General features: G+C 40.8%; 11 protein-coding genes. 6 read left to right on the top strand and 5 right to left on the bottom strand.

What is annotated here, in order from left to right:
• Positions 1–45: 45 nt before the first annotated feature.
• The 4 genes from ACFOZY_RS09210 to ACFOZY_RS09195 form a co-directional block, all read right to left on the bottom strand.
• Positions 46–1251 (bottom strand): glycosyltransferase family 2 protein, encoded by a 1206-nt coding sequence (locus tag ACFOZY_RS09210; protein ID WP_378154600.1) that lies wholly within the window; start codon positions 1249–1251, stop codon positions 46–48.
• A gap of 342 nt (positions 1252–1593) precedes the next feature.
• On the bottom strand, positions 1594–1923 hold the full coding sequence (locus ACFOZY_RS09205; RefSeq protein ID WP_378154598.1) for a hypothetical protein: 330 nt from the start codon (positions 1921–1923) through the stop codon (positions 1594–1596).
• A gap of 15 nt (positions 1924–1938) precedes the next feature.
• Entirely contained in the window at positions 1939–3687 is a 1749-nt protein-coding gene (locus ACFOZY_RS09200; RefSeq protein WP_378154596.1) for a methyl-accepting chemotaxis protein, read from the bottom strand.
• Positions 3688–3719: 32 nt separating this feature from the next.
• On the bottom strand, positions 3720–4166 hold the full coding sequence (locus ACFOZY_RS09195) for a chemotaxis protein CheW (protein ID WP_378154594.1): 447 nt from the start codon (positions 4164–4166) through the stop codon (positions 3720–3722).
• 539 nt (positions 4167–4705) lie between these two features.
• On the opposite strand from ACFOZY_RS09195, the gene ACFOZY_RS09190 reads away from it, so the two are divergent.
• Positions 4706–5860, top strand: coding sequence for an aminotransferase class I/II-fold pyridoxal phosphate-dependent enzyme (locus tag ACFOZY_RS09190; protein WP_378154592.1), 1155 nt, complete (start codon positions 4706–4708; stop codon positions 5858–5860).
• Between the two features lie 35 nt (positions 5861–5895).
• On the opposite strand, the gene ACFOZY_RS09185 is transcribed toward ACFOZY_RS09190, so the two are convergent.
• Entirely contained in the window at positions 5896–6984 is a 1089-nt protein-coding gene (locus ACFOZY_RS09185) for a CapA family protein (protein ID WP_378154590.1), read from the bottom strand.
• Positions 6985–7136: 152 nt separating this feature from the next.
• Between ACFOZY_RS09185 and ACFOZY_RS09180 the strand changes: the two genes are divergently transcribed.
• The 5 genes from ACFOZY_RS09180 (at position 7137) to ACFOZY_RS09160 (ending at position 15301) form a co-directional block, all read left to right on the top strand.
• Positions 7137–8186, top strand: coding sequence for an S-layer homology domain-containing protein (locus ACFOZY_RS09180; RefSeq protein ID WP_378154588.1), 1050 nt, complete (start codon positions 7137–7139; stop codon positions 8184–8186).
• Positions 8187–8683: 497 nt separating this feature from the next.
• Positions 8684–9142: a VanZ family protein gene (locus ACFOZY_RS09175; protein WP_378154586.1), complete on the top strand. Its 459-nt coding sequence runs from the start codon at positions 8684–8686 to the stop codon at positions 9140–9142.
• A gap of 139 nt (positions 9143–9281) precedes the next feature.
• Positions 9282–11477, top strand: coding sequence for a 5'-nucleotidase C-terminal domain-containing protein (locus ACFOZY_RS09170; RefSeq protein ID WP_378154584.1), 2196 nt, complete (start codon positions 9282–9284; stop codon positions 11475–11477).
• Between the two features lie 374 nt (positions 11478–11851).
• The gene (locus tag ACFOZY_RS09165; protein ID WP_378154582.1) at positions 11852–13318 is read left to right on the top strand and encodes an N-acetylmuramoyl-L-alanine amidase; all 1467 of its coding nucleotides are present in this window, start codon (positions 11852–11854) and stop codon (positions 13316–13318) included.
• Positions 13319–13399: 81 nt separating this feature from the next.
• Positions 13400–15301 carry a S8 family peptidase gene (locus ACFOZY_RS09160; RefSeq protein WP_378154580.1) on the top strand — a complete coding sequence of 634 codons (1902 nt, stop codon included), beginning with the start codon at positions 13400–13402 and terminating at the stop codon, positions 15299–15301.
• Positions 15302–15484 lie beyond the last annotated feature (183 nt).

Here is a 15484-nt window from a genome sequence, read left to right as displayed (position 1 = left end):
ATTATATTTAATAAAAGAACTTAACAAGTTACTTAGTCTTCTTTTTCATTTCCAACTTCTCTTCAACTTCAAAGTTTCTTGTACATACCCATACACTGACACTGGAGACATGAGCATTTGATAACTGACGATAAAAAGGATAAATCCAACCAAATTCCTTCGGATACGTAACCTCAATGGCTTAAAAACATAATCCCGTTGGTAGACGTATAGTGTTAAATAACTGACAACAGTCAAAGGTAGTACAAGTAGTGTCATAGGTCCAACGATATAATAATGACCGAATAATGCCAAAATCAAGCCGGGAATCCATACACATGTATAGACAATATCCAAGTATGGCATTACCAAGTTAATGCCAGTCAAATATTTCACGTACATCTGTGGCTGCTTCCATGGTTTGATTTCCCGTAAACCTTCAATCATTCCTCTTGCCCAGCGAGCGCGCTGGCGGACAAAATGAGTGAAGGAGCTTGGCACTTCGGTAAACGACACTGCCAACGGTTCAAAATAAACCTTCCGATTCTTCTCGAGCATTCGCCACGTTAACACGATATCCTCGCCAATGGCATCCGGCCAGCCCCCAACCTCTTTTACACATTCCGTTTTATATAAACTATAGGCACCTTGGGCAACTAATGTACCTTGATATAAACCTTGTAACCTTTTAATAGAGGCAATTCCTAAAAAGTAGTCCCACTCTTGAATCTTGGTCCACATGTTTTCCCGGCTGTTTTGAGTTAATACTGCCCCCGCCACAGCACTCACATCAGAAGGGCTGGACTTCATACGCGAGACTAAAAATCGGATAGAAGACGGATGGAGCATCGTATCTGCATCAATTGTCACCACATACAGTGTTTTCACTAATTTCAGAGCATGATTCAAAGCGTGGAATTTACCAGGTTTCAGTTCATGCAACAGCTCAATGTGGATTGGCAACTCATCGATTGCCCGCAATACTTCTTGGCAAGTCTTGTCATTGGAATTGTTGTTGATAACAACCACATTCATCTTCCCGGAGTAATCTTGCTCTGCGATATAACTTAATGTACGGTAGATCTTGTTTTCCTCATTATGAGCAGCTATTAATATAGTAATTTCGTCATTCGGCGTGACTGTTTTGAAAGGCGGCTGCCGATCCAACAGCAAACTCATGACAAGGAAGGCGTTCATATAACCTGGGATATAAGAGATCCCCGCAATTATCATTAATGCAATCGGAAACGAAACAACATCAGCTAAATTCATGAGCCACGGTCTGGCCAAATAAATAGATAAGCACATCCAAAGAAAGGCTCCGAAATGACTAAACCAAAACTTTGCTTTAATCGGAAAATAGAAGTAGCGATTGCGTTTTTTGAAAGGCAAGTCAGATGAATAAGAAATTGATTTCAAGTATTTCTTCCAATCCTTTACAAAATATTTTATTTACGTAGAATAAAATACCATTTTACGACAGGGTAGGGAAGTATTATTTTCTACAATAATCGACAAATTCCGTCATGGATTTTTGCGTAATAATCTTCAGGTCATCATGAAGTAGATTCTAATCACTTGTTTTTTACAAAAAATAAAAAGCATATCCGATATTTAATCGAATATGCCTTCCTGATGTAGATGATTAATTAACACAATTCCATTTCTCTTTTCAATCAGTTCATATTTCTCTAAGAAATGAAAGGACTTACTAATTGTGGTGTAGGACAAATTTGCCCGCTGTTTAATCTCCGAATTAGTTGTAAAAATAACTCCATGGTTGTCTGCTTCTGATAGGAGAAAGTCAACAAGTTGAAAGAACTTCTTAGGTAAGTTTACCTGATATGTGTCCATACAACAGATCCAGTTCGCTTTTATTTGCTTGCGTGCAGCCAGTGGCATTTTGTAACGGCCTTCGCTAAAAACTACGCTGTGCTTTCTCAATTTTACCCCTCTTTCTTACAATTTAAATTGCTTGACGACTGTGTTTAATTCTTCCGCTAAGACAGACAATTGATCGGCACTTCCTGCAACTTCTTCCATAGAACTGCTCACTTGCTGGACAGTTGCGGCTGTTTGTTCAACTCCTGCAGCAGATTCTTCCGAAATGGAGGCGATCTCCTCGATTGATGCGTTCATTTGTTGGCTATTCGCCGCTATTTCACTTAAGTTTCCAGTAATGGTTTGTACATTTTGAACCATGTCTGCAACAGAAGTGGTAATACGATTGATCACTTCACCGGTAACAGAAATTTGTTGAGTTCCTTCTTCGACTTCACGGAATCCATTTTGTAGAGAATCTTTCACTAAGATAAACTCTTTTTGAGTGTTATTAACAATTTCCGTTATGTCTTTTACGGAAACATCGACTTGCTCAGCAAGTTTTCTAACTTCATCTGCGACTACTGCAAACCCTTTTCCATGTTCGCCAGCTCGTGCAGCTTCAATTGAAGCATTTAAAGCTAATAAGTTTGTTTGTCCAGCAATACCACTAATGACTGATACTAAATTCGCAATTTCATTTGTACGTTCTTCAAATCCATCAAATTGATGGACTGACTCACGGATGATTCGATTCACATTTGCCATCTGTTGGTTTGAAGACTCCATCGCTTTTTTACCTTCATCCGTCATTATCATGACGCTCTGAGTGGATTGTTGGACATGTTCTCCATTTTCACTTGCTTCCATCACACGTGCAACGAAGGTATCCATAATAGAAGAGAGTTCGCTGGCACTGTTTGCTTGTGATTCAGCTCCGGAAGCAACTTCGGTCATCGTAGTAGCCACTTGTCCGGCACCTTCTTTTACCTCGCTTGCCGATTGCGTCAGCTCTTCACTTTGAGCTGTCAGTGTCTCGGAAGTATCCGATACATTTTGTATGATCGCTCGTAAATTTTCCTGCATAAGATTCATAGATGAAGCAAGTTGCCCTGTCTCATCCTTGGATTTTACGATTACGTCTCCTTGGGAAAGATCACTGTCAGCAAGATGATTCATATGTTTTGTCACTTTTTTGATTGGATCTGCCACTTTATTTGCGAATAACCAAATCACTATAATCCCAGCAACCATTGCTGCGCCAAAGACGATCAGGATCATCGCACCAATTTCTTTTGCAGGTTGATTAAAATCCATTAAATACGTACTGGCATTTACAGTCCAACCCCAATACGGATCAATTTCAGAATAAGAGACTTTCGTTTCAGTAATATTTTCATTTTCGGGATGAGGCCATTCATAGTAGACAAAGCCGCCTCCGTCTTCACCTGCCTTGATAATCTCTTGAACGAATTTTACGCCATTCGAGTCTTCCATTTCCCATAGGTTTTTACCTTCAGCAGTTGGATGGGCAAGTTCCAATCCTTTACTATCTAACGCGTACATATATCCATATTGACCTAAATCTATATTGGGATTAATAGGGCGCGTTCCATCTGAATTGATGTTTCCCAACATCATGACTTTTACTTTTTCCTGTGCCTCGACTAACGATATGTCTCCGTTTTCTACACTTTCATTTAAAACACGAATACTATCAATCGTCTGTTCAACACTGTTTTTTAATATTTGTTCTCCAAGCCCATCTAAACTTGATGCACTCTTGGTATAACTAATAGTTCCTAAAATAATCATAGGAATAGCTAATAATAATAAAGAAATGATGATTAATTTACTCTTGATGGTATTAAGCTTAATTCTTTTCATGGGTATACACCTTTCAATTTGTAGTTGTTTAGTTAAATTGCAAGATCAGATAAGTCTTTTGAAATCAAGATTTCATCTTTATCCAAAATGTTGGGTATGTCTAAGAGTACAATCATCTTATCTTCAAGATTCAAAATTCCCTGTATGTACTTTTCTGAAATGATGGAAGGAACGTCATCAATACTTGAAGGATCAATCTCAATCACGTCCGTAGCGAGATCCACCATCAATCCTACGACTAAGTCCTGATACTGTGTGATGAGGACGAAATTTTCATCCACATTACTGATCTGTCCTAAATGAAAATAATCTGCCAAATCGATAATCGAAATCACTTCACCGCGCATATTAATAATTCCTCGGTAAAAGTGGGGGGTCTGAGGTAATTCACGTACTTCTTTCACCTTTTCAATTGAGCGGATGTATTGAAGTTCTACTCCGTAATTTTTCCCGTCTAATTGAAATACAACAAACTTCATACTAAACCTTCTCCCATTTGTATTTAATTGCTATTCAATTAATCCCTATTAACTATTTAAAATATATGTAGAAAAGTAGGTATTTTGAACTGCAATAGTTAGAATACAACATTTGCTATTTATATTGGTAAAAAAATGAAAATAAAATAAGTACAAATTGTGACTTTTGTAGTTTGTAATCCCTTACATTTCTTAAAATGCGTTTATTCGTTTTCTAAGATGTTTTAAAAACTAAATCATCTACTGTTCATTATTATTCCTATATAATAATTTACTTACTCTGCTACCATACTCTATGGTTCAGTTCTAATTGACTCCTTAACGAATCTTTCATAATAAAAAAACAAACCACCCGTCCCAGAGTGGTTTGTCGTGCAATTTGTTGATCGCTCTCTACAGCGATGCTATTCAGTTGTATAACTTACTATCTACTGCAAAAACTGACATTATACGCAGTAAAAATTTCCATGCGCCACTATGCGAACCATCTGCAATTCGGTATTGTATAGGTAAGAGTTTATACAAAAGGGGGCATTATCATGACAGTGCGTATTAATCCTCGTCTCACCGAAATTTCGATATCCGGGATCCGGCAATTCTCCAATCAGCTTGTTAATTATCCAGACGCGATTAACCTGACAATCGGACAACCGGACTTTCCGACACCTGACGAAGTGAAGGAGGGGGCCATCCGAGCTATTAATGAGAACAAAACCGGTTATACCCATAACGCGGGTCTGATTGACCTCAGACATACGGTCAATGAATTCTTCACGAATAAATACGGATTCTCCTATGATCCGGAATCAGAAATCATCATTACGAACGGCGCAAGCCAAGCGATTGATATCATCTTCCGTACAATTTTAGAGGAGGGGGATGAAGTCATCCTGCCTGCTCCGATCTATACGGGATATGTGCCGATTATTAAACTGCTCGGCGCAACACCGGTTTTCCTGGACACAACCGATACAGGATTCCAGCCATCTGCGGAGCGGCTTGCATCTCTAATCACTGACAAAACAAAAGCTGTCCTGTTCAACTTCCCATCCAATCCAACAGGAGTGGCGATTGAACAAGCCCAAATGGACGAACTTGCAGAAGTGCTCGCAACACATGATGTCTTCACGATTTCAGATGAAATCTACAGTGAGAATACGTTCTTCCGTAAGCACTGTTCATTCGGAGCCTACCCGGAATTACGAGAGAAGCTGTTCTTAGTACATGGTCTTTCAAAGTCACATTCCATGACAGGCTGGAGAATCGGATTCCTGATGGCGGACAAAGAGTGGATGCAGCACTGCATTAAAATCCAGCAATATAACGCAATTTGCGCATCGGTTCCAAGCCAATACGCCGCAATCGAAGCACTTACAACTTGTCAGGATACCCCTGCGGAAATGAACAAAGCGTATATCGAACGGAGGAATTATGTGTACCGCAGACTCCTCGATATGGGGCTTGAAGTTACCGAACCAACTGGTGCATTTTATATTTTCCCTTCAATTGAAAAGTTCGGGATGACGTCATTCGAATTCGCAACCAGACTTCTTAAAGAAGCGGGTGTAGCTGCTGTTCCAGGAAGTGCGTTCACGCAATATGGCGAGGGTTATTTACGAATCTCCTATGCGTATTCCATGGAGCATCTGGAAGAAGGGCTAAATCGGATGGAGAAATTCATCGCGTCACTATAAAAGGAAAAGCGAGCCCGCATATCGCGGACTCGCTTTTATTCTGCTCCCACATGAGCAACCGCCCATTCAGACGTCTTCCCAACAGCCGCAGTACCTTCCTCCAACGGCACCACCTGTAAAATCCCATCCTTCTTCACAACGGCAGTCGGGAAGAAATCAGCTCCCACAACTTTCACATAACCTTTCCCAGAAACGCCAATCCGTTCAACTTCCACACTTCCGATTCCGCCTACATTCGTGTACTCAAACGGTTGGGCGGAGAAGAAGTTGCCTAACGAATAAAAGACATGGGTTTGCCGACCGTCTACAGCTTCAACAACTTCATAAGGCTGTAAAACATGCGGATGATGACCAAAAATTACATCGACCCCGGCATCGGCCATTTTCTGTGCCAACTCCTTCTGTCCTTCCGAAGGTTCCAGCATATATTCCGAACCCCAGTGGATCGACATCGCGACCAAGTCACATGCACTACGAATCCGCCCAACGTCCGAAATCATCTTTTCTTCATCTATCAACGAAACCAAATAGTCTTTCCCGACAGGCAAGGCAAATCCATTCATTCCATACGTGTACGCCAATACACCAACGCGCACTCCATCGACGTCAACAATCCTTAACTGCTCGGCATCTTCTACAGACTTCGCAACACCAACATACGGCATCCCATATTCTTCTACATTTCCAATCGCCCGGAGCAACCCGTCTTCACCTTTATCGAATGAATGGTTATTCGCCATCGATACTAAATCTACGCCGGATGCACCTAAATCACGAACAATATGAGCGGGGCTATTAAATTGCGGATAGCCTGATAATCCAAGCTCGACTCCGCCAGGTAACGACTCCACATTTGCCATTAAAAAGTCAAACGAATCCATTTTACTAAAAACTCCCAAAAAGCTGTTTTCGAAGTTTTCATAGATGTATAGCGGGTAGTGTAATAACACATCGCCAATCATGCCGATCGTAACCCGGTCGGCAGATACTTCAATAGCCTGGAATTCCGATGACTTTAAAGCCTCGAAATCTGCTACTGTTCTTGTCTCTGATACTCGTATCGATCCTAAGATCATGAAGCTAATAGTTAATAAACCAATAAACAATGAAACTTGCGCTTTCACCCATGCACGTCCTTTTTTCCTAAACCATTAGCACCATTATACGACCAGAATCATCCAAAATATACCTGATATTTCCGACAAAAATAGACATCTTCACTCACGAAATCTACCTGTCTATCAATCTATACTTATATAAAAGGAGAGTGCGAAAATTGAAAAAATCGAAAACCCTTATTACCGCCGCATTATCACTGTCTTTGTTGTTTCCGGCTGCAGCTTCTGCCAAGGAATTTTCTGACGTTCCGACAAATCATTGGGCATATCCTTCAATAGACCGGCTATCTGACTTAGGAATTATCAACGGATATAAGAATGGTACATATCAGCCGAATTTAGTGTTAACCCGTGCACAGGCCGCGAAAATATTAGGAGGAACACTCGATTACAAAAGTGACCCTTCATTCACACCTAATTTTACCGACGTTCCGAAAGATCACTATGCCTATGAGGAAATAAAAGAACTCACGCAGCATGGTGTATTTTCAAACGTATCAAAATTCAATCCGGATTCACCGCTCACTCGTGCACAAATGTCAAAAATCATCGTTGAAGGCATGAATATCAAAATTGATAACAATGATGAAGTACACTTCAAAGATGTACCGAAAGGGGATTGGCACCCGTACATCACGACACTTGCAGAAGTGAAAATCTCACATGGCGTAAAACCGGGCTACTTCGGCCCATATCAAAATGTGACCCGTGCCCAAATGGCTGCGTTTACAGACCGTGCTTTGGATTTCCATTTAGGAGTTAAAAACGGTTCGATTAAATATGATCCGACTCAGGAACGATACGTGGATCATTCGACTATCACCGCTTCGATTGCGGACACTTCAGCTGACTTGGTTAATAAAGAACGGGCAAAAGCAGGGTTATCGGCGCTCACAATGGATACTGAACTCTCCCGCCTTGCGACTCTGAAAGCGGAAGACATGGTCAAAAACGATTACTTCGATCACACATCACCAACATACGGCTCGCCATTTGAAATGGCTAAACAGTTCGACTATAGCTATAGAAGCTTCGGAGAAAACATCGCCTACGGCTATTCCACTCCGGATGCCGTGGTTGAAGGCTGGATGAATTCCCCAGGTCATAAAGCGAACATCTTGCATAAAGAATACAATCGAATCGGCTCCGGAGCAGTGAAGGATTCCAACGGTCGAATCTACTGGGTTCATATGTTTGCGGAAAAATAAAAGAGTCATTTAATGAGAGGTATACGAATCGGTAGTAAAGTGGGGAGAATCGGTAGTATCCGAATGATAATCGGTAGTAAAACGAGAAAAATCGATAGTAAAAAGATAATAATCGGTAGTAAAACCAAGTAAATCGGTAGTAAGGCATACTGGGTGACTACCTGTGGAATAAAACTTCATTAGAAATAGGAATCGGTAATATATCTCTATAATCGGTAATATATCAAAATAATCGGTAATAAATTCTGATAATCGGTAAAATATGGGGAACAATCGGTAATAGAGTCATCAAATTCGGTAATAAGATTTATTGGATGCCTCGCCAACCTAATATCGGTTATAAATCTCATTAATCGGTTATAAAATTAATAATCGGTTATAACTGTTCAACAATCGGTTATACATCCAAATAATCGGTTATATCGCACTCCTATTATTAATTCCGAATTCTACATATTCTACGTATATTCATTTTCGAATACTGGTAGAATAAAAGTATGATTAGATATATCTTCTTGCTCGCAATTTTAATAGGATTATTTATTTCTTCATCACAAACATACGAGGAACAGTCGCTAATTCCACAATTACAAGAGTGGCTTCCCAATCAACCTTTGAAGGAACTGCTTTCAATCCTTGAAATTCCATATTGGGGAAAGATCGTCTCGGTTGAGGAAAGGGGGTATTATGCTTTTGTTGAATTCCTAATTCGCAAGGGTACACATATCCTTACATTTGGGACTCTTTCATTTGCAGTCTATTTGGTTCTTCCTCAATTACGATTAAGGTTTATAGTAGCTTTCCTTATAACTGTCATATTCGCATTCTTGGATGAGTACCATCAATCATTAACTGGAGGACGAACCCCAGCAATTCAAGATGTTGGGCTGGATGCAATTGGTGCAACTTTGGCTCTAATTCTTATCTATATGTACAACAAGTTTAAACGCCCATGAGATTTGAAAATCTTATGGGTGTTTTTTACATGGACTTTACAAAGAAATTATTAAATTCATTCTATTTTTCCTATTCATAGTTTGTTAAAGTAAAAGTGAAGGGTCAAAACTCTCACGAAACATGAGGAGGAAAAAAGTAATGTCCAAGAAGAACAGAAAATTCTTAGCTACAACTGTAACTGCAGCGGCAGTAGCGGCAGTGTTGGCACCATCTGTATCTGCAGATGAGCTGAAGTTCACTGACGTCTCCGATACATATGCGGATGCGGTAAATTTCCTAGTTGGTAATGGTATTACAAAAGGTGTAGAAGACACAAAGTTCGGTACGCACCAAAACATCACTCGTGTTGACGCGGCTGTATTAGTTGCACGCGCATTAGGCTTCGATGAAAACGGCAAGTACAAAGACGCTGGGTTCACAGATGTACCAGACCGCGCGAAATGGGCCGTAAATGCACTTGTGCAAAACAACGTAGTAGACGGACTTTCTACAACTAAATTCGGATCCTATGACAATTTGACTCGTGGCCAAACTGCTAAACTATTAGCGAATGCTGCAAAACTTCCAGTAAATGATGGCGTTACGAAAACGAAATTCACAGATGTAAATGAAAACTTTGCAAAATACGTAGACGCACTTGTTCGTGAAGGTGTCACTAAAGGTAAAGAAGAAACTAAATTTGGTGCAAATGATGCAGTGAAACGCGGTGAATTGGCACTATTCCTTGACCGTGCAAAAGAACACTTCGGCTTCTTCGATTTGTTCGTTATGCACACTAACGACACACACGCAAAAGCGGACATGGGTCCTAAACGCGCAACAGCTGTTAAGGAACTCCGTTCTGAACATAAAAACAACCTCTTAGTGGATGCAGGTGACGTGTTCTCCGGAACTCTTTACTTCAACGAATTCCAAGGGGCAGCTGATCTTCAAATGATGAATTACATGGGCTACGATGCGATGACATTCGGTAACCATGAATTCGATCTTGGCAGCAGTGAAGAAGGCCATAAAGCATTGGCTTCATTTGTTAAAAATGCGAAATTCCCAATGTTATCAGCAAACCTTGATTTCTCTAAGGACGAGCTATTCATTGGTCTTCAAAACAACCGTTACACTTCCGATTATAGCAACGGAATCTATGACGGAATTGTTGTAGACGTGAACGGGGAAGAAGTAGGGATCTTCGGTTTAACTACTGAAGAAACACCAACAATTTCTTCAACTGGCGAAGTCCAATTTGCTAACTATGTTGAGAAAGCAAAAGAAGCGGTTGCAGCATTCGAAGCACGCGGTGTAGATAAAATCATCGCATTGACTCACCTTGGTTATAACGACTCCCTCAACTTCGACAACGACCTTGAGTTGGCGAAAAAAGTTGAAGGCATCGATATCATCGTTGGCGGTCATACGCACTCCGAATTGAAAGATCCAGTTGTTTCAAATGAATTCGATGCACCAACAATCATCGTTCAAGCTGGAACTCAAAGCAAATACTTAGGAACTTTGAATGCAGTATTTAATGAAGACGGTGTCGTTACTTCATTCGGCGGTGAGTTAGTAAAAGTAGGTGACTTTGAAGCTGATGCAAAAGCGGAAGAAATCTTGGCTCCTTACAAGAAAAAAGTAGACGAACTAATGAACCAATCTACTGGCGTTTCTACAGAAGTAGCGCTTGATGGTGGACGTGATAGCAACAACGAAGGTAATTCAAGTGTACGCCATAACGAAACAAACCTTGGTAACTTGATCACTGACGGTATGTTGGCAACTGCGAAAACAATCAATGACAAAACAACGATCGCTATGCAAAACGGCGGCGGAATCCGTGCTTCCATCGACGAAGGAGATATCACAGTCGGGGAAGTAATGACTGTATTGCCATTCGGTAACGCATTAGCAATCATGGAACTAAAAGGTTCTGAGATTAAAGCAGCTCTTGAACATTCTGTATCTGCAGATCTTCGTGATGACAAAACAGGCTTGAAAGAAAGCGGAGCATTCCTACATGTTTCTGGATTGAAATTCGAATATGACAGTTCCAAACCAGCTGGTGAACGCGTAACAAAAGTGGAAGTTTCTGAAGGAGATAAATTCGTGGCACTTGATGATGCGAAAACATACTTCGTAGCAACTAACACATTCACAGCGGCGGGTGGAGACGGATACGATATGTTCGGTAAAGCTTATGCTGACGGACGTGTATCTGAACCAGGTAACGTTGACTACCAAATGTTCATCGACTACCTGAATGTATTGGACAAAGTTGCTCCTGCAGTTGAAGGACGCATTGTTGATGTAAACCCTGCAGCAGCTAAAACTGTAGCAGAATAAAAAAAGAGAGGTGGATCCGCTATGGGTCCACCTCCTATTTTTGCTCCATGGAAGTTTCCTTTCCTAAGAGAGACAATTTTTTACTACTATTGAGAGGAAAATTCTGACCGTCGTTCACAATGGCAAAAATTCTTTACAACTTCCTTCAATCCATCCACTATATCAACTAATAATTGGTAGAAATAGACCCCTGTCGTTACATGACAATAGGGGTGTTTTTTTGCCTTCTTTTATATCTTTTATCCTATGAATCTCCTATCTATTATTATAAATAGAGACAATAATTATCAAAAATATAGTCTAATAGAATCATATCGACAATTAGCAGCATATGGTAACATTTTGGTACAACAACGAAAAAGGAGCAACGAAATTTGAAGAAATTTTGGTTATTCAGTCTCTTTGCTGCACTATTCATTGGTTTAGGGCTCCCAACATCACAGGCATTTGCCAGTTCGAACTTCTCGGATATCGGGGATACGTACAGGGCAAAAGATGAAATCTACTATTTAGTGGAAGGCGGTATCGCCAACGGGATCTCGACAACTGCTTTTTCTCCAAGTACAGAAGTTACGCGTGGACAAGCAGCTGCTATGTTAGGACGGGCACTTGGTCTTAATGGTGAAAAACGGAAAACCTCATTCAATGACGTTTCCGAGAACTATTTTGCCTCTGGCTACATTGAACAGTTAGTTAAGCGGGGCATCATCTCCGGTTATCCGAACGGATACTTCTTACCGAATAAGACATTATCCCGTGGAGAAATGGCCATTTTAATTAACCGTTCATTTGGAACAGGAACAAACTCTGTCGCTGTCGCTACTTCCACTTTAATGCAAAAAGGAATTGCTAACGGTTACGAGGACGGAACATTCGGTGAACAAGATACGATTATCCGTGCTGATTTCTCTGTTTTCCTTGCTCGAAGCATCAATGCAAAGTTCCGTACAGCGGATACGGAAACATTCAGTCAAATTATGTATGTCAATGTGAATGACTTGAATTTCCGTACCGGTCCAAACACAAATTATCCTTCCATGGGTAAATATAATTTTGGGCAAGTAGTGGAATACGCGTATTCAATCGGGGATTGGGCTTACGTACGTGTGAATGGTGAAAAAGGATTTGTACATACAGCGTACTTGCAGACGACTGTGCCTGATCCAAACAATCCACCAGTGATTACACCACCTGAGCCAGCACCAATTCTACCTAAAAAACTTGAAGATATGGTCATTATTCTTGACCCTGGTCATGGTGACCACGATCCAGGTGCAACTGGTTTCGGATTAAAAGAGAAAGACATGGTTTTGGATGTTGGTAAGAGGGTAAAGAACTATTTTGTCCAATCACCGTTACAAGTCAAAATGACTCGTGAAACAGATGTGTTTGTTGAACTTCGTGATCGTGTCGCATTTGCAAAACGTAATGACGGTCATCTGTTCGTCAGTATCCATGCGAATGCATTGAACGGTTCTGCCAACGGAACAGAAACTTTCTATTACACAGCTGCGAGAAATCCATATGACGTAGAGTCTAAGGCATTAGCGAAGTATTTACAGGCACGCATGCTTGAAGCATGGAACTTAAAAGATCGTGGTGTGAAATACGGAAACTACTACGTTATTCGTGAAAATGCAATGCCAGCTGCATTAGTTGAAATGGGCTTTATCGATAACAAAACAGACAATGCTTATATCGCATCTCCATCTCGTAGAGAGCAAATGGCAAAGGCAATCTACTTAGGAACGCTGGATTACCTTTACCATTATGAGAAACGTGAAGACGTTTTACCACTCTATAAGTCGGTTAACGCAAGTTCATCGCCAAAACGGCATTAAAAATAGCACTGTTCTGCGTGAGCGGAACAGTGTTTTTTTGATAGAATAATAGAGAGACTGATAGAAAGTGAGTGAAGGCACTTGAAAAACCGAACTCTTATAATATTACTCTGCCTAACTTTGTTATTGCCGTTCACAAGTCCGGCAATGGCTGAAGAGGCAGAAGATGTACTACTCATGGTGCCGGAGGGACAGGAACTATTATTTAAAGATCTTCCTGTCACAAATGTCTTTGATTTCATACCTTTTGCAGAAGCTAAATTGACGGATTCTGAACAAGCTCTCATCCGGAAAATGTATCCGACAATCAAGATTCTGAAAGATAAAAAGTATGAAATCATGGCAGAATCTATTCCGCCAGCATTTAACACCATCAAAGCTACTCAACTTCAGACGACCCCTTACACCGGAAAGGGTGTGAAAGTAGGGGTTCTGGACACAGGAATTGCGACAAATCACTCGGACTTAAATGTGCGGGGCGGTTATTGCAGTCTTCCATCGGCTTGTCCAACTGAAAGTGCATTCAATGACAACAATGGCCATGGCACACATGTTGCGGGTACGATTGCTGCACTTAATAATAATTCCGGAATAGTAGGGGTTGCCCCTAACGCCGAGCTGTATGCCATTAAAGCATTAGGTGAAAACGGGGAAGGGGATACTCGCAGTATCGTCAAAGGGGTCGAATGGGCCATCCAAAACGATATGGATATTCTGAATTTGAGTATTACGACGAAGACAGATGATCCAGCACTTCGAATGGTTCTAAACAAAGCATACGAGAACGGAATATTAATAATTGCATCTGCTGGAAATGAAGGAAAGTTGATATCCGGTGATAGCGTCCTTTATCCTGCCAAATACGATTCCGTTATAGCTGTTTCAGCCTTATCATCACAAACTCAAAAGTTAGCGGAAAGCTCCCAAGGCCCTGCGGTTGAAGTAACTGCTCCAGGTTATAACATTACGAGTACATTTCCTCGCAGCCTGGATATATTAGATGGCAATCAAAACGGCTACACAGCTTTATCTGGAACTTCAATGGCAGCGCCACATGTAACAGGGATATTAGCTCTTTACAAGGAGCGTTTCCCGGATGCTTCCCAACAAAGACTTCGCCAATTGCTTCAACTGACAGCTCAGGATATTGGTGTTCTTGGCCGAGACGAGGTGTTTGGTTACGGCATTGCTACCTATGAAAGTGTGATTACTAACGTTCCTACCTTAGAAGTGAATTCTGGTGACGGTCGAATCCACATGTCCGTTCAGAACGTAGATGCCGTAAAAGAATGGTCTCTTACAGAGAATGGAACCACTATTACTGAAACTGCTCCCGGAGAATGGGAAACGTACCGCCCTGCAGGAATATATCGCTTCGAATTCTCCTTTGAAATGGACAATGGACAAGTATTTAAGAATCCGATTACGGTTGTTTTAAGTAATCCAACGTTCAAAGATTTAACAATCGATCAATGGTTCTCATCTAATATCAGTTATCTCTATTACAAAAAACAGATGAATGGTACGGATGACGGAAAGATTGAACCTTTTAGGGAGATCACAAGAGCGGAGGCAGTTGCATTACTCGGTCGTGCAAAAGGATTGAATGGTGAAGAACGGGTGACAAGATTTAAAGATGTAGGAACTGGTAACTTTGCTTCCGGATATATTCAATCAGCATACGAAGCAGGAATTTTATCCGGATTCCCTGATGGTACATTCCGTCCATCACAATCCGTAACACGTGCTGAAATGGCAATCTTAATACAAAACGCATTTGGCTTCCCGACGAATGCTGGTGCAACCATGCCTTTCACCGATGTGAATCAAAACATGGCAAGTTATGATGAAATTCTTGCACTCTATCAGTCTGGCATTGCAAAAGGATATTCAGCAACAACGTTTGAACCAAATATGAAAATGAACCGTGCGTCGTTTAGTGCATTCCTTTCAAGGGCACAACGACCTGATCTATTTAAATAACGAAAATAAGCTCCCAGCGAATGGCTGGGAGCTTTATTGATAAAGTCCATATAATTGTGTAAAAGTGAATGAGCCACCTTGGGTCCTGGGTAAATGTTAAGTGCGACCAAAACATTAGGAGGAATCAAGTATGGCTCAATTGAACTTTACCCTAAATTTCGATGATTTAAAAGATGCGTTGAT

The sequence above is a fragment of the Chungangia koreensis genome (assembly GCF_042651785.1).
GTDB lineage: Bacteria > Bacillota > Bacilli > Bacillales_A > Planococcaceae > Chungangia > Chungangia koreensis.
The sequence above is the reverse complement of the archived record's forward strand: the minus strand, read 5'-3'. Positions and strand labels throughout refer to the sequence as shown.